This window comes from Pseudomonas sp. 3B-A001-10F (genome assembly GCF_056313565.1).
In genome coordinates, this window is record NZ_JBQYFW010000034.1 from 1 (window position 1) to 19,975 (window position 19,975).

Below are 19,975 nucleotides of genomic sequence, written 5' to 3' on the forward strand. Positions count from 1 at the left end.
ATCCAAAACCAGGCAAGCCGCATCCCGTTTGAAATCTGTCGAAAAATATCTTCTGGTCAAATCACACCTCTTCGTTGGGCGTAGATTAACGCCCTTTAGGGGTGTCCAGAATCATTAAGCCAGATCAGAGTTCGACTCAGGACTTTCAGGTCGGCGTACCTCCAACATCCAGCTCGGTCAGTCCCCTCTCCCCCCGGGAGAGGGTTAGGGTGAGGGCAGCTTTTACGGCGGCTACCCCATCAACCCGCGCATCGCCAAAAACAACAGCGAAGGCCCAAGCAAACACCCAAGCGCGGTATAAAACGCCGCTGTCAGACACCCATAAGGCACCAGCTTCGGATCCGTCGCCGCCAACCCGCCGGCCACACCACTGGACGTGCCCATCAGCCCGCCAAAAATCACCGCGCTGCGTGGATTGTTCAGGCCAATCATCGGCGCCACGAACGGCGTCATCACCATCACCAGAATCGCCTTGATCAGCCCCGCCGCAATCGACAGCGCCATGACCTCGGAACTGGCACCAATCGCCGCGCCGGTCACCGGGCCGACAATGTAAGTCACCGCGCCGGCACCAATAGTGGTCAGGCTAACGGCATCGGTATAACCGAACGCCATCGCCACACCAACACCCGCCACGAACGACGTGCCTACGCCGACAAACAGCGCCAGTACCCCGACGAACCCTGCCCGTTTCAGCTCATCGACACTCACGCCAAACGCCGTGGCGACAATCGCGAAATCGCGCAGCATCGCACCGCCGAGCAAACCGATGCCCGACAACAACGGAATATCCACCACGCCTTTCTGCCCACCGGTTAGTGCACCGCCGACATACGACAGCACCAGCCCCAGCAGAATGGCGATTGCCGAGCCGTGCAAACGGCCCTTGGTGAAGGTGTTGGACATCCAGTAGGAGACCCACATGGTCAGCCCGACAATCAGAAACCCGCTGATCAAACCGTAGCCGGTGATGACTTTCATCATTGATTCGTACATGGCGCTTACCCCGCAGTCTTGGCTGGAGCGATCGGGGTCTGCTCCTTGTTGCCCATGCGCGTCAGCACGGGTACCAGGGCAAAAGCGATCACCACGGCAAGCGTCCCGGCGAGGATCGCCATTGGCCCGCCCTTGAGCGCGCCATACACGTTCTGCTGCGCTGCCATCGCCACGACGATCGGAATGTAGATAGCGCTCCAGAACTCGACGCCCTGCTCGGTCTTGCCCTTGAGCCAGCCGCTTTTGTTCAGATAACTGCCCAGGCCAATCAACAGCAGCATCGCAATGCCGACGCCGCCGACGTTGGCCGGCACGCCGATCAGCTTGCCGAGCAGTTCACCGACCCAGATACCCACCAACGTACAAAAGGCGAGAAACGCCACACCGTAAATAATCATTGTTGTAGTCCTCAAAGTGCATCGTCGAATGTTGTTTTTGTTGTTCGAAGCTTGAGTCGGCGGTTTTAGAGTTGGTGGCCACCCTCCTCACGCAACAGCGCCTGCAAGGTGTCGAGACGCGCACTGTCGAAGGCAGTGACCGTGCCCTGTTCGAACACCCGGTGCGCCAGCCCGGTCAGCACCGCACCGGGCGGCAGTTCGATCTGTAAACGCACGCCGCGCTCGTAGGCGCTTTGCACGGTGCCGCGCCAGTCCACCACGCGACACATGTTGAAGGCGAGGTCGTCGCGCAGGGCGTCAGGCTTGATCACCGGACGCGCGCGGCTGCCGCTCAGGTAAGCGATTTTCGGAGTTTTCAGTTCAACTTTGGCGAAGGCCTCGGCGAGGGTCTGCGCCGGTTCGTCCAGCAGCGGACAGTGCGACGGCACACTCACCGCCAGGCGTTTCGCCAGACCGGCGCCACGACTGCGCGCCAGTTCGGCCAAGGCTTGCATGGCCTTGTCGCTACCTGCAATCACCACTTGGTTATCGGCATTGATATTGGCCAGATACACCGGCGAATCTTCACTGTGCACCTGCGCCAGCAGCGTTTCGACTGTGGATAATTGCAGACCGATAACCGCGGTCATGCCGTAGCCTTGAGGATAAGCCTGCTGCATCAACTCACCGCGCAGGCTGACCAGATGCAACGCGTCGCTGAAGCTCAGCGCCCCCGCAACCACCGCTGCCGGGTAGGCGCCGATGGACAAGCCAGCAACGTAATCCGCCATGAGCCCGTCCTGCAACAACTGCCGTGAAGCAGCGACGCCGGCGATCAGCAGGCATAGCTGAACTGCCCTTGTCGTGCGCAACGCTTCGCTGGAGTCGAGTAGCGATACGTCTTCACCGAGCACATCGCTGGCCTCGGTCAACGTTTCCCGAGGCAAGCGCTGAAGCATGCCCGCCTGCTGCGCGCCCTGGCCGGGGAACACCAGCAGACTGCTCACGCTGCCTGCTCCTGCGGGTTCCATGGATCAATCACCAGGCAAGCCTGATGAGCATTTTTCAGCAGCACGCGCGCCGAACCGCTGGCCCATTCACGCAACGCCACCGCACCGAAAGGTGTCTGCAATTGCAGGTCGACCCGGCACACAGCTTGATCAAAAACCGCGACAAGTTTGCGTGCCTGATTACGCGTGATCAGTTGCGGTGTGCGCAGAATCAAATCGAGATCACTGGCCGCGTGCATCGCGGTAAAACCGCTGGCCAATTCAAAGCCGACACTGCCGCTGACACCCCAGACCCAACCGCAATCGTCGAGCATCGGCCGCAGCTGTTGGAGCGCGTGCATGACCGGCAGATCGCGCTCGCAGTCGACGTGACACAGCGCCTCCGGACTGACCCGACAGGCAATCGAATCGACGGCCATAAATGCAGCCCAGCGCTGCTCGCGCAACACACCGCGCACGCCGACCGCGACAAAACCCTCAGCACTCAACGCCCGTCGCACTACCACCGGTTGCCCGGCACTGAGCGACTCGACGACCCACAGCGGCGCATCCGCCGGCAACTGCGCCGGGGTCATGCCCCAGAGCAGATCGTGGGCCAGAGGCGTGCTCACCACTGCGCCCTCAACAGTTCGCGAACCTTGCTGGAGGCCGCACGATTTTTCGCGCCGAGACGATTGCTCAAGTCAGTGCTGGAGATATCGCTGATGGCCTGTTTCAGGCATTCGTTCACCCGTGCCAGATCCTCAGCGGTCGGTTGTTCAATCTGCTCCACCGACAGGGTTTCCCAGAGCAATCCGAGGCTGGCATAGCTGTCGATGTCATAAGCCATCGGCGGCACACTCGCGGCCAGCGCTTCCAGCTCTTCAACACTGCGCAAGGTCACCCGCGCCGCCGATGCCTTGCCCATCGCATGCACCATCACGCCCGGATCGCGCAACGCGATCAAACGATTGGCCTGATAACCATGAGCGAGAAACGCCCCGGACATTGCCTTGCCGACCAGTAATGCAATCACCGGATGCCCGGCCAAACGCGCGCGGGCATAACTGTCCGCCGCACCGGCCAGCGCCTGATGAATGCCGAGGGCTTCTTCGCGACGACCATAAGCCTGGCTCGGCACATCGACGATGGCGATGATCGGGCGTTTCTGCGCTTTGTCACGGTCAGCCGTGATCGCGTCATCCACAGCCTTGGCCAGACCCCAGCCTTCGAGCAAGCCGACTTCGCCGTTGCGCGCACGCGGAAAACGATTGTCCGGATCAGCGACCACGGCGATATAACGCCCAAGTTCACCATCGGCAACCCGCAGCGATGGCGGCAAACCCTCAACGGCTTTCGCCCCGGCGCTCAAGGCGTCGAACCAGTTCAAACCGCGCAGCGAATAACCGCTCATGAGCGCTCTCCTTGATACAGGTCACGAACCACCGACGGTTCGATTTGCGGGTCAGTGTTCAGACTGCTCAGGCGTTGCAGGAACCATTCGGCGCGTTGGCTGCGCGGTTGCTTTGGCAAACCTTGCTGGAGCAATTCACCGACCTGCTGACGAATCTTCGCCACATCATCGGCGACATAACGATCCACCAGACCAGTGTCGAAACGCTGCTCGCCACCGGTCAGGCTCCAAATGAACGGCCGGTCGCGGGAGTCGTATTCCTCGATCCCGGCTTCTTGCTCGATCACTTGCGGGCCGTTCAAACCGAGGCGTGCTTCCTGAGTCACCAGCAAATAGCTGCACAGCGCCGCTGCAATCGACATACCACCAAAACAACCAACGCTACCGGCGACCACGCCAACCACCGGTTGGTACTGCTGCAGATCGACAATCGCTGCGTGAATATCGGCAATCGCCGCCAGCCCGAGATTGGCTTCCTGCAAGCGCACGCCACCGGTTTCCAGCAGCAATACCGCGCGAGTCGGAATACCTTTGCGGTTGTCTTCAGCCGCCAGTTCCAGCGCGCCGGCAATCTTCGCCCCGCCGACTTCGCCAAGGCTGCCGCCCTGAAACGCGCCCTCAATCGCAGCGATGACCACCGGTAAACCGTCGAGGCTGCCCTTGGCGATCACCACGCCGTCATCGGCCTGCGGCACCACGCCCTGGCGTTCGAGCCACGGCGACATCAGCCGTTGAAACGGGTCGAGCAATTCGCGAAAACTGCCGGCATCGAGCAAGGCTTTCGCCCGTTGCCGCGCGCCGAGTTCGACGAAGCTATGTTTATTAAGAAGCGCTGCGCTGTCAGTCATGGCCGATCTCCTCGAAACCTTGTTCCAGACGCAAGCGCACCACCCCCGGCGTCGCGCCGAAATCGTGGATATCGATGGCCATTGCCGGCGGCGTGGTGCCGTCGAACATCCGCGCAAACAGGTGCTGCCAACGCAGCTGCGCACCGTTGACCGAGGTCTGCACATTGATCGTCAGCTTGCCAGCCAGGCCCGGTTCGATCAGCACTTCCAGATCACCCGAGCCGACACAACCGACCAGCGCACGACCGCGTGGCGGCTGCCCAGCGGGGAATTCAAACGATAGGGTTTCCATCAAAACGCTCCCTGAAGGATGCCGTTGCGCTCGATGCGGTCGAGCAGCAGCGTGGCGGCGAGCAAGTCGGCGGCGCCACCGGGCGAGGCATTCAATGCGATGAGTTGTTGATCGAGTTCGTGCAAGCGACGGCGACCGCTGAGGCTGGCGCTGCCACCGGCATCGAGCACCGCTTGCGCGCCGTGTTGCATGGCCTGCAAACCCTCTTCGCCAGCGCGGTAGAGCACGCAGGTGTCGGCCAGATTCGTCATGATCGCGAGCAAGGCATCGAGCCGGGCGTTCTGTTCGCCGTGGCCGTTGGCGCGACTGCGTTTGAGTTGTGGCAGCCCGCGTTGCAGCACCGAAGGGAAGCCGAGCTGTGCTTCTCCGCGAGCGCCACGGGCGCCGTAACGCAGGGCGACTTGGGCGCCGTGGCTCAGTGGTTTGGGTGCGTAGCGGTCATCCAGCAGGGCGAGACGTGCGGCGCGCAGGGTCACGGCGTTAGCGCTGGAGGATTGCGGTTCCAGCGCAGCGGCCGTCACCAACAATCCCAACGCCCAAATGGCGCCGCGATGGGTGTTCACGCCGTTGGTGGTCGTGAGCATCGCTTGCTCGCCTTCACGGCCGATCCGGCCAATCGCTTCGCGTAACGTTGAATCGACTTCGCCGATTGCAACCGCCGCTTCCGCCATTTCCTTGAACGCCGGCCACAACGACAGCGCCGAAGCGTGCATCAGGCCCAGGTGCAAATCGGTGTGCGCGCCATTGCCGCGACGGTCGACCAGCGCCGGTTTCGGCGACAGATCCGCTTCGTCGATCAAGGCGTCCACCGCCAGATCGGCCAATCGATCCGCCAGAGAAAGCGGTTTCGCTTGCAGATTAAATGCGTGCATTACCAGCTCCTGAATTTTGCGGGCGGGTTGTACAGGCCGCCGGACCACTCGACCAGATCGGCCACGCTCTTCGCTGCGAGCAGTTCGCGGGTGGCGTCGGTGCGGCGGATGCCGAGGTCTTCGGGCAAGGCGATCAGGCCTTCGCGGCGCATGCGTTCGGTGTCTTTCGGGTTGTGGCGCAGGCCGATGGCGGTGACGCCGGCGACCGCAGCGATCATCGCCTGGCGCTCTTCCAGCGAGCGCGCCTTGTACAGGTAGGCGATGCCTTCTTCGGTGAGCAGGTGGGTGACGTCGTCGCCGTAGATCATGATCGGCGCCAGCGGCATGCCGCTTTTCTTCGCCACTTCTACCGCGTCGAGGGTTTCGACGAAGGTCGGTTTGCCGCCCTCCTGGAACGTCTCGACCATTTGCACCACGAGTTTTTTGCCGCGTTCGAGCATCGGTTGCTGCGAGTCGTCGTGGCGCATGTCCAGCCACGCCGGGGTGCCGTGACGGCGACCGCGCGGGTCGTGGCCCATGTTCGGCGCGCCACCGAAACCGGCGAGGCGGCCACGGGTGACGGTTGAGGAATGGCCATCGCCATCGACCTGCAACGTCGCGCCGATAAACAGATCCACCGCGTATTGTCCGGCGAGTTGGCAGAACATCCGGTTGGAACGTAGCGAGCCGTCGCGGCCGGTGAAGAACACGTCCGGGCGGGCGGCGATGTAGTTTTCCATGCCGAGTTCGGTGCCGAAGCAATGCACGCTTTCGACCCAGCCGCTCTCGATCGCCGGGATCAACGTCGGGTGCGGGTTGAGCGTCCAGTTGCGGCAGATCTTGCCTTTGAGGCCGAGGGATTCGCCGTAGGTCGGCAGGATCAATTCGATGGCGGCGGTGTTGAAACCAATGCCGTGGTTGAGCGACTGCACGTTGTGTTTTTCGTAGATGCCACGGATCGCCATCATCGCCATCAACACGTGCACAGGCTTGATATGGCGTGGGTCGCGGGTGAACAGCGGTTCGATGTAGAACGGCTTGTCGGCCACCACCACGAAGTCGACCCATGAGGCGGGGATGTCCACGCGCGGCAGTTCGCTGACGTCGTCGACCAATTGGTTGACCTGGACGATGACGATGCCGTCGCTGAACGCGGCGGGTTCGATCAATGCCGGGGTGTCTTCGGTGCTCGGGCCGGTGTAGATGTTGCCGGCGCGGTCGGCCATGAAACCGGCCGAGAGCACGACGTTGGGGATCAGGTCCACCACCAGCCTGGCGTAGAGTTCGATGTAGGTGTGAATCGCGCCGATTTCCAGCAGGCCGTCTTCCAGCAGCTGGCTGATGCGCAGGCTCTGGGTTCCGGCGAAGGAGAAATCAAGCTTGCGGGCGATGCCGCGTTCGAACAGGTCGAGGTGCTCGGAGCGACCGACGCTGGGCATGATCATGTGCAGGTCGTGGAGCTTTTCCGGGTCGGCTTTGGCCAGCGAGCGCGAGAGGAAATCCGCCTGCTTCTGGTTGTTACCCTCCAGCACCACACGGTCGCCGGGGTGGATCAGCGCTTCGAGCGCGGCGACGATCTTGTCGGTGGGCAACACCACACCGTCGGCCAGCCCGCGCACCTTGTCGAGGCGGCGCTGCTTCTCATCGCGCCGCCGCGTCCAGCGCGAGTCGGGGGAAATTGTTGTTGTCATGCTCACTCCACGGGGTTCGCTGTCGTGGAGCTAAGGTAGGCGTGTGGGGTGGGGGCATCAATCAAGCGCGGTGGTGAATCGTTACGCTCAGGGTAATGATCAAGAGCCGCCCTCACCCTAGCCCTCTCCCGGAGGGAGAGGGGACAGATTGCGGGATGCTCAAGGAATACGCCGACCTGGGAATGTTGCACTGAATCCGGAATTTACTAGGTTTACCAGATCCATAATCGACTCGGTTTTTCAGGTCGATGTATGACGCCAGACACCTCGGTCGGCCCCCTCTCCCTCCGGGAGAGGGCTGGGGTGAGGGTCAGCTTTTAAGTCACTCCGTCGGCACCAACCTATCCAACAAACGGTTGACGGCCATCTCCGCCACCATCACCACCTGCGCAATACCTTGCACAGTCTTGCGGTGCGTACCTTCCACCATTGCCGCATGGTTGTTGAGCATGACCGTGGCCGAACCGAGGGTTTCACTGGCATCTGCCAGCAGGGATTCGGTGTCGGCGTTGGGGTTGGCCATGTACAGCGTGTTGGGGGTGTAAGGCGTGGCCATCAGGTCGGCGTTGGTCGGGCCGAGGTAATGGTCGAGGGCGCGCTCGGCGGCTTCGTGGAATTTCTTCGAATCGGGGGATTCGTAGGGGGATGCCGGGTCGGTGACCGGCGGGTTTGGCGTTACTTTGAACATTTACCAGATCCTCATTCGGGCTAGCCACCGCTTCTCTACTAAAAGAAGTGGAGGCAGCTGTGCGCAGGTTAGTAGACCGGGGATCTGGGAAACCGGCGCGCCCGAAGGCGCCCTGCGCACAACCACCATAAAGTGCAGGTATGGAGTACCTGACTGTCTGATGAGCTATACGCCCCAAATATGGCGGGCTACTAAACCCGATCACTGGAAATCAGTGACGGAATCAAGTTACGCAGCATGCCAAAGGCGCACAAGCCGGCGGATTCTGGTGCATGCGTAGGCAGCGGCGCAAGGATTTGTAGGCTAGGGAGCCGTAACACCGGGTGTCTTTAAACAGCAGGGCTGGAAGGTGTTTATTACGCACAAAAATTGAGGATTTTCCTGTCGGATTGAGGTGTAGCGACTGACGCTTTCGCGAGCAAGCTCGCTCCCACAGGAGATCTCCAGAGAACGCAGATTCTGTGTACGACAGAAACCCACTGTGGGAGCGAGCTTGCTCGCGAAGAGGCCAGCCGAAGCAGCGCAAGTTCTGGATCACCCCGCGGATGATCGTTCCCACGCTCTGCGTGGGAATGCCTCAACGGACGCTCTGCGTTCGGCTTTTTGGGACGCGGAGCGTCCCGGGCTGCATTCCCACGCGGAGCGTGGGAACGATCAGTGGGCTAGCCCAGCATCCACCAACAACTTCTCCAGCCCAAGCAAGTCAGGCACCTTCGCCACTTGCTCCCCGACCTGCACCGCCGCCTGCTCCAGCGAGCACAACGGCACATCGACATAACTCAACTGACTGTCGAGCTTGTACGACCGCGGAATCCCCTGCACCAACAGGGCAATGAACTTCAACTCCGGCAACCCGCCCAGCGCATTCAAAATCACGATCCGCGCGCGCTCGCCAATGACGATTTTCTGCCCGCACGCCGATTCAAAACTCAGCAACGGAATCTGCCGCTCGCGCCACTTCACGCGCCCCAGATACCACGGCGGCGTGTCCAGATCGAAGGCACTGGCCTGATAGTCAATCAACTCAGCGACAGCAACGTTAGGCAGGATCAAATTGCGATCCGCCAACGGCAGCAGCAACCCGGTCAGTTGGCTGCTGCGCTGATTATGCCGGCGCTCATGCATGTTTCTTGCTCCATTGGGCAATGCTTTCAAGCAGCACCGACTCTTGATACGGCTTGCCGAGGTAGTCGTTGACGCCAATCGCCATCGCGCGGTCGCGGTGTTTCTGCCCGGTGCGCGAGGTGATCATGATGATTGGCAGGTGTTGCAGACGTTCGTCGTTGCGCACCTGAGTGGCGACTTCGAAGCCGTCCATGCGCGGCATTTCGATGTCGAGCAGCATCAGGTCGGGCATGTGTTCTTCGAGCAGCAGCATGGCGTCGACACCGTCCTTGGCGGTCAGCACGTTCATGCCGTGGCGTTCGAGCAAACGGCTGGTGACCTTGCGCACGGTGACCGAGTCGTCGACCACCATCACCAGCAGCGGTTTGTGCGGTTCGTTGTCGACCTCCGGCACGGTTGGCGTTGGCGCAATGCGTGCCTGCATGGCGCGGATCGGCGCGAGCAGATCGAGAATCAGCACCACTCGACCATCGCCAAGAATCGTCGCGCCGGACACGCCCTGTACCGTCGCGAATTGCGCGCCGAGACTCTTCACCACGATCTCGCGGGTGCCGGCCATGGTATCGACCTGCACCGCGATGCGTCGGTCGTTGTAATGCACCAGCAGCACCGGTAACGGCAGGTTCTGGCCGAGCAGTTTCGGCCGTGGCGCGGTTTTCAGCAGTTCGCCGAGGTAGCACAGTTCATAGGTCTGGCCGCCGTAGTGGTAGCGCGGTGGATCCTGGCGGAAGTGCCCTTCCAGATCATTCGGCAGCACACGGACGATGCCTTCGATGGTGTTCAGCGGAATCGCGTATTGATCCTCGCCGCACTGCACCATCAACGCACGGTTGACCGACACGGTGAACGGCAAGCGAATGCGGAAATGCACGCCCTGCCCCGGCACCGAGTCGATGCTCATGCTACCGCCGAGCTGCCGCACCTCTTCGTGCACCACATCCATACCGACGCCACGCCCGGAAATCTGGGTGATCTTTTCCGCTGTGGAAAACCCCGGCTGAAGGATGAACTGCAACACGTCGCGGTCGCTGATCTCGGCATCCGGCGCGAGCATGCCGCGCTTGATCGCCTTGCGCCGCACCGCTTCCAGTGGCACCCCGGCGCCGTCATCGCGAATGTCGAAAACGATGTCGCCGCCCTCGCGGGACAGGTCCAGGCTTATCGTGCCCTGCGCCGGTTTGCCCGCCGCCAGCCGCACCTCGGCGGACTCCAGACCATGATCGACGGCATTGCGCAGCATGTGTTCCAGCGGCGCAGCCATGCGCTCCAGCACATTGCGATCCATCTCGCCTTCGGCGTTGCCGACGACAAACGCGACGTCTTTGTTCAGCTCTTCAGCGACCTGGCGGACGATGCGTTTCAGGCGCGGCAACATGCGCTCGAACGGCACCATGCGCGTACGCATCAGGCCTTCCTGCAGTTCGGTGTTGATGCGGCCCTGTTGCTGCAACAGGTTCTCGGCGTCGTGATTACGGCGGTCGAGGGTTTCCTTGAGGTCGAGCAAGTCAGAGGCGGATTCGAACAGCGCCCGCGACAGTTGCTGCAACTGCGAATGGCGGTCCATTTCCAGCGGATCGAATTCTTCATAGCCGAGACGTTCGGCATCGACTTGCTGGCGGCTGAGAATCCGCCCCTGAGTTTCAGTGTCGAGGCGGCGCAACTGATCGCGCATCCGTTCGATGGTGGTTTCCATCTCGTTCAGCGCGATCTGCGCGTCGTTGACCTGCTGTTCGATACGGCCACGGAAGATCGAGGTTTCCCCGGCCAGATTGACCAACTCATCGAGCAGTTCGGCGGAGACTTTGACCATGTCCGCGCCAGCGTCGGCAGCTGGCGGCGCAACGTCAGTCTTGACCGGCACAGGTAGCACTGGCGGCGTTTCTACCGTCACCGGATGGCTGAAATTCTGGATCGCATTGATCAGCCGATCAGCCGGCGGACACGGTTGCCCGGCGCGCACGCCATCGAGCATTTGCGCCAAGCGATCATGCCCGCGCTGCACCAGCGCAAACAGCTCCGCCGACGGCTGCAAAGCGCCGCTGGAAAGACTTTCGTAAAGGTATTCCAGCTCATGCGCGAGGTCGCCGATCGGGCCGATCTCGACCATCCGCGCGCCACCCTTGAGGGTGTGCAGATCGCGCAGCAGGGTTTCCACTTCCTGACGATTGCCCGGCTCGGCCTGCCAGCGCAGCAGCGCGGCGCCGGAGTTTTCGATGATGTCGAAACCTTCTTCGAGGAAGATTTCCAGCAACTCGGGATCGTGGCCAGCGCTGTCGTGCCCGGCTGTTGCTGGCGGAGTTTCGGCAACATTCTGGCCTTGGCGGACCTGACGGATAACGTCGATCAGATCCTGTGCCGGGGTCAGTGGCTGATGCTGTTGCAGTTGTTCAAGCAGCAGCGCCAAACGCTCATGACTCTTGAGCAACAAGCGCCCCAAGCTTTCGCTGTAGTTGTAGCGACGATCCACCAAGCCTTCGTAAAAGCTTTCCAGCTCCTGAGCCAGATCGCCAATGGCCTCGACTTCAGCCATCCGCGCGCCGCCCTTGAGGGTGTGCAAATCGCGCTGCAACGAGGACAGCGGCGCGGCATTGTCCGGGTCGCTCAACCAGCGCTGCAAGGCCTGGCCTGAGCTGTCGAGAATGTCGACCGCTTCTTCAAGGAAGATCTCGACAATCTCGTCATCGGGTTCAAGCGCCGTTGCCTTTTGCTGCAACTCGGCGGTGGCGCTGCCCAGTTCACGGATGCTCAGGGTACGGCTGCCATCGCTGCGAATCAGGCCCATGGACGATGGGTCGAGGCTCTGATCGAGCAGATCATGCAACGCCCGGATCCGCGCCGGTTGCGGCGTGACTTCCTGCCCGGCGGCCAGTTCGTCGAGCATGTTGATCAGCGCTTCGTGGGCGTTCTGCGCTTCGCGGAAAAACTGTTCACTGACCGCCAGGCTGCTTTCTTCCACCGCGCCATACAGGTCGAGCAAGGCTTCGCACAACACGTCCACCGGCAGCAGATCCGCCAAATGCGCGCCTTCGCCAAGGGTGGTCAGTTCATCCAGCAAGGCGCTGAGTTCCTGACGCTCGCCGGGGTGTTGTTGCCAGCGCTGCAACAGGCTTTCGGCGTCGAGCAGGATGTCCATGCCCTGAGCGAGGAAGTTGTTGATCAGTTGCGGATCACGCTTGATCCGCAGGCCGGTGTGCGGCGCATCGAGGATCGATTCCAGACGCTCGGCGAGCAGGGTTTCCGAGCGTTTGATCAGCGACTGTGCACCGACAATCGGCGCCAGCGGATCATGCTTGAGTTGACGCAGGCCGACACGGAACAGGCCCTCGGCTTCCAGCAGCAACTCCACTTCGTCGAGGTCCAGCGGCAACTGGTGCGCCTTGAACTCGCGGGCCAGTTGATCGAGCGGTGCAGCGAGTTCGGCAATCGGCAATACGCCGGCCATCGAGGCGCTGCCCTTGAGCGTGTGCAAAGCGCGCTGCAGTTCGTCGCTGGCCTGCAGTGGCACATGCTCGGCGGCCTGATCGAGAAAGCGGTTGAGGCTGGCGAGGTGGGTCTCGGCTTCTTTGCGGAAGATTTCCAGCAACAGCGGATCGAGCGCCGCGACATCGTCGACGTCTTCGGCGGCCAGCGGCTCGTCGCCCTTGGCCAAAGCGTGAGCACGGGCAGCGAGTTGATCGACATCACTGCGCTGACGCTGACTATTGATGGCGAACTCGTTGATCAACTCGGGCAGCAACAGCACGGTGTCGGTCAGCACTTGCTGCACCACCGAGCCCGGTTCGACACTTTGTTCGAGCACGCGGTTGAGCAGGTTTTCCACCGACCATGCCAGCTCACCGAGAATCAGCGCGCGGACCATGCGCCCGCTGCCCTTGAGCGTGTGGAAGGCGCGACGCAGTTCGGTCAGCGCATCGCGGTCCTGCGGATTGGCAATCCAGCGCGGCAGGTATTCGTGGAGGACTTCGAGGACCTCGTCGGTCTCTTCGAGGAACACTTCGCGCAGCTCATCGTCGACCGGTTCTTCATCGGCCGGCGGCGGCATCAGGCTGCCGGGGGTGATCAGCGCTGGCGGGTTGAGCGCTGAAACCGGGCTGGCCAGAACATCGGCCAGCGACTGCACGGTTTCCGGGTCATCAAGCGCTTGCATGTCCTGCATCACCAGCGCTTCGCTGGGGCTGAGCACGTCGTCGAGCACGGGCACATGCGGCTCATTTGGAAAGAACCCCAGACTCGCAAGGGACTTCTGCGCGACATCCAGCAACTGCTCGCTCGGCGCCTGCGGATCGTCGCTCAGACGTTCGAGGTAATACTCGAGGCTGCTGATGACATCGGCCAGATGATCCAGCTCTTCCCAACCCGGCTCGTGCGGATCAAGCAACAGATGTTCGCGGATAAACCCGTTGCACGCCTCGACCAGACTTGCCGCGCGGTTCAACGGAATCATCGCCAGTGCCCCGCGCACCTGAGTCAGCAGCGCCGGCAACGGTTGCAGGTGCTGGCGATCCCAATCGGCGTCGATATAGTCGACGATCATGTCCTTGGCCTGTTGCAGGCAGATGCGCGCTTCCTTGATGACAATCTGATGGATCTGCGTCAGGTCGGTGGTCGGCAGGCGCGTATCTTCCGGGCTTTCCGGCTCGACGGTACCGACCATTCCGGCCAGCGTCGCTTCGACGTAGAGCAGCGCGCCGGCAACGTCCATCAGGATCGCGTCGTTCGGTTCGCGCTGGCCCTGGGCGAGGCTGAGCACCACGGCCAATTGATCAATGATCACTTTGCGCGGCTGGCCGAAACCGAGCACCGCGAGGGTGTCGGCGATCTGCCGCAGGGGTGCGAGCAGGTTTTCCAGATCCGAGGTGTGCTGGCGGTCGCTGCGCACGAACAGGTCGAGGCGCTCCTTGACCCGCACCAGTTCTTCACACAACGCCGCCAGCACCGAGCGCATCGCATCGCGATCGGGGCCGGCCAGGCGCGCGCGTTCTTCGTCGACCATCGCGCTGTCGGGCAACGCGTCGTCCAGGGAGTAGCGATCTTTCATGGTCAGCATCTGCCCGGTGGGATGTTCGGCTTTGGCAATATAGAACAACAGGCTCTTCAGCAGCTCAGCCGGAGGCGGCTGATTGAGGCCGGACATACCTTGCTCGAGCAGACGCTTGAGTTCTTTGTCGGCATCCTTGAACAGGCTGCGCAGCGCCGGGCTGTTGGCGATGACGCCTGTGCGCATGCCCTCGACCAGCGCCGAGGCGACTTGCCACAGCGGACTCAGCGGCGAATCACCGCTCAGCGCTTCGAGGCGAGTGAATACTTTGGCCAGATAACCGAGGTGGGTCTGGTCATCCTGCTCGCGCAGCAAACCGACCAAAGCCATTTGCAGCATCTGGCGCAATTTGCGCAGTACGTTCGGCAGTTCTGCCGGCTCCAGCAGTGCCAACGCTTCTGCGTTTAGCGGCGCCAGTTCGGGCAGTTGCGGGCTGAACAGGCTGGTTTCAGACAACAGGCTTTCGCCACGGGCGCTGCGCAGATCGTTGATCAGCGGCAGCACCACCAACGGCAAATCTCTCCGGGCGCTCTGCACGCGGTCGAGGTAGATCGGCAATTGCCCAAGGGCTTGCAGCAACAGGTGCAGGGCTTCGTCGCGATGGCTGACGCGCTCGTGTCGCAAGGCTTCGACCAGATGTTCCATTTCTTCAGCGAGCAAGGCTGCGCCGTAGAACTCGACCATCTGCAGACTGCCGTGGACCTGATGGATGTGATCCAGGCACTCCTCCAGTCCGGGAAAGGCCTGCGGATCATCGAGCACGGCTTCTATCGCCTGATGCGCCTGTTTCAGCGTTTCGGCAATTTCACCTTTGACCCATTCGAGGGCCACGTAGTCGTGCCGATCACCCATAACCACTCCACTCACGCTTTATCTGTCGCCGCCGGCAAGGTGAAGCCGGACACCGAACGTCGTAGCTGACTGGCCATTTTCGTCAGGTTGCCGATGCTCTCGGCGGTGGCCGTGGAGCCGGACGAGGTCTGCGAGGTGATCTGCTGGATCACGTTCATCGTCAGCGAGATCTGCCCGGCCGAAGTCGTCTGCTGCTGCGCTGCGTTGGAGATGCTTTGAATCAGCGCCGCAAGGGTCTTCGACACGCCTTCGATTTCTTCCAGGGCCACACCGGCATCCTGCGCCAGTCGTGCGCCGCGCACCACTTCGGTGGTGGTCTGCTCCATCGAAATGACCGCTTCGTTGGTGTCGGTCTGAATCGCCCGCACCAGGGTTTCGATCTGCCGTGTGGCGGCGGACGAGCGTTCAGCCAGTCGCTGCACTTCATCGGCGACCACGGCAAACCCGCGCCCGGCATCACCAGCCATCGACGCCTGAATCGCCGCGTTGAGGGCGAGGATGTTGGTCTGGTCGGCAATGTCGTCGATCAGGCTGACGATGTCGCCGATTTCCTGCGACGACTCGCCCAGACGCTTGATGCGTTTGGCGGTGTCCTGAATCTGTTCGCGAATGTTGTCCATGCCGTGGATGGTGTTGTGCACCACCTCGTTGCCCTTGTTGGCGATCTCCACGGACCGCTCGGCTACCGCTGAAGACTCAGCGGCGTTGGCCGAAACCTGGTCGATGGATTCGGCCATGTCGCTGATCGCCGTCGAGGCTTCGGAAATCTGCTGGGCCTGATGTTCCGAGGCCTGGGCCAGGTGCATGGCGGTGGCCTGGGTTTCCTGCACGGCGGCGGCAACCTGGCCGGCGGTGAGGTTGATGGTCGCGACGAGATCACGCAATTGGTCGACGGAATAGTTGATCGAGTCGGCGATGGTGCCGGTGAAGTCTTCGGTCACCGAGGCGGTCACGGTGAGGTCGCCGTCGGCGAGGTCTTCGATTTCATCGAGCAGACGCATGATCGCGTTCTGGTTGCGCTCGTTCTTCTCGGCGGTTTCGCGCAACTGGCGATTTGTTTCACGGACCATCACCAGACCGATAAGGATGATTGAGGCCAGCGCCAGCAAACCGAGGACGTAGCCGCCGATGGTGTCAGTGTTGCGCCCACCGGCAAGGTTCTCGAAACCGGTGGCCAGGTGTGAGGCTTCGTCGAGCAGGGTTTGCGAGAGGCTGAAGATGTTGCTCGCCGATTCGCGGACTTTGAACAGCTCCGGCGAGGTTTCGAGGATTTCATCGACGGAGCCGGAGACAAACTGGAACAGCTCGGAGATTTCGCTCAAACGAGCACGGGCGTCGCGATCTTCGACCTGGCTGATTTTCAGCGTCGGGTTGCCTTGCAGCATGCCGTTGAGCACTTGGCCGAAACGCGTGGCGTCACGGCCAAAGGCGTCGGCGGCTTGCTGCGAGTTTTCGTCGCCGGCGAGCACCGTATTGACCGCGCCGAGGATGCGTTCGGCGAGCAGCGATTGACGCTGGGCCATCGCCACCTGCGCCGCCGGGGCGCCGCGCTGGAGGAGGATTTCGACGACTTTTTCGTATTCGATCTGCAACTGCGGCACGGTTTCGGCCAGCGTTGCGGCGACCTGATGCAGCGACAGCACGGTCTGTTCGCTGGAAAGAATCGCGTCAGTGTTTTTCAGCAGGCGCTCCCAGTCGAGCTGCACGGCGCGCATTTCCGGGCGCACAGTAGCCGGGGCGGGAGGCAGGCCGGTGGCCAGATCACCCTTCTTCAAGTAACCCCAGCGCTGGGCGAAATCGTTGCGCGCGTCGCTGAGCAATTTGAACGCGGCAGCCTTGCCGGCGGCGGCTTCGGTGGCGTTCTTGGCGATGCGTTGCGAGAGCACGCGCAGCTCACCGGCGTGGCCGATGTACTGTTTGTCGTAGTTCGCCTGGGTGTTGAGGTAAGCGAAGTTGGCGAACAGCAGCATGATGAACACGATCAGTGCGATAAACAGCACGATGATCTGCGAGCGACTGCGCGAGCCTTCTGCCGGCTTGCCTGTTTTTGCTTTTGTCATCGGTCCTCGCCCTTAACCCACACCTTTGAGGCCTGCTGCAATCCCTGTGGGAGCGAGCTTGCTCGCGAAAGCGCTGGGTCAGCCAATATTTATCTTGCCTGACACGCCCTCTTCGCGAGCAGGCTCGCTCCCACAGAGGACAGTGTTGAATCTGTTATATCGCGACACTCATGAACACCGGGGATTTGGCCAGCGCAAACAAACTGAACACCCGCCAGTTCTGCTCGCGGCGGAAATAGCCTTTGACGAACTCGGCCTTCGAGCCCTGGCGTTTGCTGATCGACAGCGGTTCAAAACTGTTCTGCTCAAAGTGCTGCAGGCCGATGACTTCATCGACCATCAGCCCGGCAAACACATCGCCATGCTCGACCACCAACACCCGCCGCTGTTTACGCAACGGCGACAGTTCATGGCCGAAGAAACCGCACAGATCCATGATCGGCAGCAGCCGCCCGCGCAGGTTAGCCACGCCTTTGACCCATGGTTTGACCCCGGGCAACTGGGTGAATCGCGGTTCATGCAGCACTTCGCTGACTTCGCCCATCGGCGCCACATACCAATGCTCGCCAAGGCGAAAGCCGATGCCGCTCCAGCGATCCTGGCGCGCCGCTTGCGACGGCAGGTCCGCTGCCAGCAAGCGGCAGCGCTGGTCGATCTGCCAGAGCAGTTCGAACGCGGTCAGCGATTCGCTCATGGTTGCGCGATCAGCCTTTGAGCACGTTGTTCAGGGTCTTGATCAGGGTGTCTTCGTCGACCGGTTTGGTCAGGTAATCCTTGGCGCCCTGACGGGTGCCCCAGACCTTGTCGGTTTCCTGATCCTTGGTGGTGATGATGATCACCGGGATATGTCCGGTTTCCGGGTCTTTGGTCAACTGACGGGTTGCCTGAAAACCATTGAGGCCGGGCATGACGATGTCCATCAATACCGCGTCAGGTTTTTCCTGACGGGCAAGGGCCACGCCGTCGGCGCCGTTTTCGGCCTTCAGCACTTCATGGCCGTGCTTTTCGAGCATGCCGGTGAGTTTGTACATTTCAGTCGGCGAATCATCAACGATCAGGATGCGTGCCATGGTTTTCCCCATTTTTCTTGTCGACGCGCGGCCCGCTGGCCGCGTGTCTCTGTACGTGTCTTACTGCGGCAAAACGGCGGCGAAGCCCGGAACATGGGCCTGAATCGCGTTGAGCAGTTCTTCCTTGCTGAAAGGTTTGGTCAAAAATTGATCAGAGCCGACAATCCGCCCCTTGGCCTTGTCGAACAGCCCGTCGCGCGATGACAGCATGATCACCGGCGTCGCCTTGAACGCGCTGTTGTTCTTGATTAAAGCGCAGGTCTGATAACCATCCAGACGCGGCATCATGATGTCGACAAAAATGATCCCGGGATGGTTGTCGGCGATCTTCGCCAGGGCGTCGAAACCGTCGATCGCCGTGATCACTTCGCAACCGACATTCTTCAACAATGTTTCGGCGGTGCGACGAATCGTTTTCGAGTCGTCGATCACCATGACCTTCAAGGCGCTGGACTGCTGTTCCATAAGAGGGCTCTACCGTCGCCTTTGCGAATCAAATTGTCCGTTTTGCGATGAGTAATGGCTGGAAACCCTTGATGTTCAAGGGCCAGCACCGCTTGGCAGCCTTTTTAGCACAGTCTCCAGATGCAATCTATCGACGGGTTTTTCCTTGACCGAAAACCCGCCCGGCGCCACTCTGGCGGCACTTTTTCAATACCGATCCGGTAGCCAATTTTCGAGGAAAACCCAATGAGCGTTCGCGTCGGGATTGTCATGGACCCTATCGCCAGCATCTCCTATAAAAAGGATAGCTCGCTGGCCATGCTGCTGGCCGCGCAGAAGCGCGGCTGGGAACTGTTCTATATGGAACAGCGCGACCTGTATCAGGGCGAAGGTCAGGCACGGGCGCGCATGAAGCCGCTGAAAGTCTTCGCCAACCCGGAAAAATGGTTCGAACTGGACGCCGAGCAGGACAACCTGCTGAGCGATCTCGACGTGATACTGATGCGCAAGGATCCGCCGTTCGACATGGAGTTCGTTTACTCCACCTACCTGCTCGAACAGGCCGAAACCGCTGGCGTTCTGGTGGTGAACAAGCCGCAGAGCCTGCGCGACTGCAATGAAAAACTGTTCGCCACGCTGTTCCCGCAGTGCACGCCGCCAACCGTGGTCAGCCGTCGCGCTGACGTGCTGCGTGAATTTGCCGCGAAACACGGCGACGTGATCCTCAAGCCGCTGGACGGCATGGGCGGTACTTCGATTTTCCGTCACCGTGCCGGTGATCCAAATCTGTCGGTGATTCTGGAAACCCTGACCGCCCTCGGTGGCCAGCAGATCATGGGCCAGGCTTACCTGCCGGCGATCAAGGACGGCGACAAACGCATTCTGATGATCGACGGCGAGCCAGTGGATTACTGCCTGGCGCGGATTCCGGCGCAGGGCGAAACCCGTGGCAACCTGGCTGCCGGTGGCCGTGGTGAAGCGCGCCCGCTGACTGACAAGGATCGCTGGATCGCTGCTCAAGTCGGTCCGACCCTGCGTGAGAAAGGCCTGCTGTTCGTCGGTCTCGACGTGATCGGCGAAAGCCTCACCGAAATCAACGTCACCAGCCCGACCTGCATCCGTGAAATCGACAATGCCTTCGGCACTGACATTGGCGGCATGCTCATGGATGCGATCGCCAAGAAGCTGCAAGCCGCCGGCAAAAAGCCACAAGCTTGATGCACGTCACATGCAGTCTGTC

17 protein-coding genes are annotated in these 19,975 nt (G+C 61.3%); 1 reads left to right on the plus strand and 16 read right to left on the minus strand.

Annotation, left to right across the window (positions count from 1 at the left end):
* Nucleotides 1–231: 231 nt before the first annotated feature.
* The 16 genes from madM to pilG all read right to left on the minus strand — a co-directional run bounded on the left by madM (nucleotide 232) and on the right by pilG (nucleotide 18,756).
* A complete protein-coding gene (madM, locus tag AC0ZWN_RS23905) occupies nucleotides 232–996 on the minus strand; it encodes a malonate transporter subunit MadM (RefSeq protein WP_038861195.1) in 765 nt (254 codons plus the stop codon).
* Between the two features lie 5 nt (nucleotides 997–1,001).
* Nucleotides 1,002–1,394: a malonate transporter subunit MadL gene (gene madL, locus AC0ZWN_RS23910; protein WP_016984760.1), complete on the minus strand. Its 393-nt coding sequence runs from the start codon at nucleotides 1,392–1,394 to the stop codon at nucleotides 1,002–1,004.
* 65 nt (nucleotides 1,395–1,459) lie between these two features.
* Entirely contained in the window at nucleotides 1,460–2,380 is a 921-nt protein-coding gene (gene mdcH / locus AC0ZWN_RS23915) for a malonate decarboxylase subunit epsilon (RefSeq protein WP_476336811.1), read from the minus strand.
* Entirely contained in the window at nucleotides 2,377–2,997 is a 621-nt protein-coding gene (locus AC0ZWN_RS23920; RefSeq protein ID WP_476336813.1) for a malonate decarboxylase holo-ACP synthase, read from the minus strand. The genes mdcH and AC0ZWN_RS23920 overlap by 4 nt, the downstream gene beginning before the upstream one ends.
* A complete protein-coding gene (gene mdcE, locus AC0ZWN_RS23925) occupies nucleotides 2,991–3,776 on the minus strand; it encodes a biotin-independent malonate decarboxylase subunit gamma (protein WP_476336815.1) in 786 nt (261 codons plus the stop codon). Before mdcE ends, AC0ZWN_RS23920 begins: the two co-directional genes overlap by 7 nt.
* Nucleotides 3,773–4,624 (minus strand): biotin-independent malonate decarboxylase subunit beta, encoded by an 852-nt coding sequence (locus tag AC0ZWN_RS23930; protein WP_320336202.1) that lies wholly within the window; start codon nucleotides 4,622–4,624, stop codon nucleotides 3,773–3,775. The genes mdcE and AC0ZWN_RS23930 overlap by 4 nt, the downstream gene beginning before the upstream one ends.
* Nucleotides 4,617–4,916 (minus strand): malonate decarboxylase subunit delta, encoded by a 300-nt coding sequence (locus tag AC0ZWN_RS23935; RefSeq protein ID WP_007913697.1) that lies wholly within the window; start codon nucleotides 4,914–4,916, stop codon nucleotides 4,617–4,619. Before AC0ZWN_RS23935 ends, AC0ZWN_RS23930 begins: the two co-directional genes overlap by 8 nt.
* Nucleotides 4,916–5,788 (minus strand): triphosphoribosyl-dephospho-CoA synthase, encoded by an 873-nt coding sequence (locus AC0ZWN_RS23940; RefSeq protein ID WP_476336817.1) that lies wholly within the window; start codon nucleotides 5,786–5,788, stop codon nucleotides 4,916–4,918. Before AC0ZWN_RS23940 ends, AC0ZWN_RS23935 begins: the two co-directional genes overlap by 1 nt.
* Entirely contained in the window at nucleotides 5,788–7,458 is a 1,671-nt protein-coding gene (gene mdcA / locus AC0ZWN_RS23945; protein WP_093429846.1) for a malonate decarboxylase subunit alpha, read from the minus strand. Before mdcA ends, AC0ZWN_RS23940 begins: the two co-directional genes overlap by 1 nt.
* 322 nt (nucleotides 7,459–7,780) lie before the next feature.
* Nucleotides 7,781–8,146, minus strand: a complete 366-nt coding sequence (locus AC0ZWN_RS23950; protein ID WP_093429845.1) for a DUF6124 family protein — start codon at nucleotides 8,144–8,146, stop codon at nucleotides 7,781–7,783.
* A gap of 654 nt (nucleotides 8,147–8,800) precedes the next feature.
* Entirely contained in the window at nucleotides 8,801–9,271 is a 471-nt protein-coding gene (locus AC0ZWN_RS23955; protein ID WP_476336820.1) for a chemotaxis protein CheW, read from the minus strand.
* Nucleotides 9,264–15,161: a hybrid sensor histidine kinase/response regulator gene (locus AC0ZWN_RS23960; RefSeq protein ID WP_476336822.1), complete on the minus strand. Its 5,898-nt coding sequence runs from the start codon at nucleotides 15,159–15,161 to the stop codon at nucleotides 9,264–9,266. Before AC0ZWN_RS23960 ends, AC0ZWN_RS23955 begins: the two co-directional genes overlap by 8 nt.
* A gap of 11 nt (nucleotides 15,162–15,172) precedes the next feature.
* On the minus strand, nucleotides 15,173–17,221 hold the full coding sequence (locus AC0ZWN_RS23965; protein WP_476336824.1) for a methyl-accepting chemotaxis protein: 2,049 nt from the start codon (nucleotides 17,219–17,221) through the stop codon (nucleotides 15,173–15,175).
* Between the two features lie 154 nt (nucleotides 17,222–17,375).
* Nucleotides 17,376–17,915: a chemotaxis protein CheW gene (locus AC0ZWN_RS23970; protein ID WP_186620027.1), complete on the minus strand. Its 540-nt coding sequence runs from the start codon at nucleotides 17,913–17,915 to the stop codon at nucleotides 17,376–17,378.
* A gap of 10 nt (nucleotides 17,916–17,925) precedes the next feature.
* Entirely contained in the window at nucleotides 17,926–18,291 is a 366-nt protein-coding gene (gene pilH / locus AC0ZWN_RS23975) for a twitching motility response regulator PilH (protein WP_026000666.1), read from the minus strand.
* 60 nt (nucleotides 18,292–18,351) lie between these two features.
* Nucleotides 18,352–18,756: a twitching motility response regulator PilG gene (gene pilG, locus AC0ZWN_RS23980; RefSeq protein ID WP_007913673.1), complete on the minus strand. Its 405-nt coding sequence runs from the start codon at nucleotides 18,754–18,756 to the stop codon at nucleotides 18,352–18,354.
* 225 nt (nucleotides 18,757–18,981) lie between these two features.
* Here pilG and gshB point away from each other — a divergent pair, with 225 nt between their 5' ends.
* Nucleotides 18,982–19,953 (plus strand): glutathione synthase, encoded by a 972-nt coding sequence (gshB, locus tag AC0ZWN_RS23985; RefSeq protein ID WP_242207793.1) that lies wholly within the window; start codon nucleotides 18,982–18,984, stop codon nucleotides 19,951–19,953.
* The last annotated feature ends 22 nt before the right edge of the window (nucleotides 19,954–19,975 follow it).

Excerpts from the sequence above, each read along its gene's own strand:
- madM (WP_038861195.1), bottom strand. The coding sequence starts at position 996 with ATGTACGAATCAATGATGAAAGTCATCACCGGCTACGGTTTGATCAGC.
- madL (WP_016984760.1), bottom strand. The coding sequence starts at position 1,394 with ATGATTATTTACGGTGTGGCGTTTCTCGCCTTTTGTACGTTGGTGGGT.
- mdcE (WP_476336815.1), bottom strand. The coding sequence starts at position 3,776 with ATGAGCGGTTATTCGCTGCGCGGTTTGAACTGGTTCGACGCCTTGAGC.
- AC0ZWN_RS23930 (WP_320336202.1), bottom strand. The coding sequence starts at position 4,624 with ATGACTGACAGCGCAGCGCTTCTTAATAAACATAGCTTCGTCGAACTC.
- AC0ZWN_RS23935 (WP_007913697.1), bottom strand. The coding sequence starts at position 4,916 with ATGGAAACCCTATCGTTTGAATTCCCCGCTGGGCAGCCGCCACGCGGT.
- AC0ZWN_RS23940 (WP_476336817.1), bottom strand. The coding sequence starts at position 5,788 with ATGCACGCATTTAATCTGCAAGCGAAACCGCTTTCTCTGGCGGATCGA.
- mdcA (WP_093429846.1), bottom strand. The coding sequence starts at position 7,458 with ATGACAACAACAATTTCCCCCGACTCGCGCTGGACGCGGCGGCGCGAT.
- AC0ZWN_RS23950 (WP_093429845.1), bottom strand. The coding sequence starts at position 8,146 with ATGTTCAAAGTAACGCCAAACCCGCCGGTCACCGACCCGGCATCCCCC.
- AC0ZWN_RS23955 (WP_476336820.1), bottom strand. The coding sequence starts at position 9,271 with ATGCATGAGCGCCGGCATAATCAGCGCAGCAGCCAACTGACCGGGTTG.
- AC0ZWN_RS23960 (WP_476336822.1), bottom strand. The coding sequence starts at position 15,161 with ATGGGTGATCGGCACGACTACGTGGCCCTCGAATGGGTCAAAGGTGAA.
- AC0ZWN_RS23965 (WP_476336824.1), bottom strand. The coding sequence starts at position 17,221 with ATGACAAAAGCAAAAACAGGCAAGCCGGCAGAAGGCTCGCGCAGTCGC.
- AC0ZWN_RS23970 (WP_186620027.1), bottom strand. The coding sequence starts at position 17,915 with ATGAGCGAATCGCTGACCGCGTTCGAACTGCTCTGGCAGATCGACCAG.
- pilH (WP_026000666.1), bottom strand. The coding sequence starts at position 18,291 with ATGGCACGCATCCTGATCGTTGATGATTCGCCGACTGAAATGTACAAA.
- pilG (WP_007913673.1), bottom strand. The coding sequence starts at position 18,756 with ATGGAACAGCAGTCCAGCGCCTTGAAGGTCATGGTGATCGACGACTCG.
- gshB (WP_242207793.1), top strand. The coding sequence starts at position 18,982 with ATGAGCGTTCGCGTCGGGATTGTCATGGACCCTATCGCCAGCATCTCC.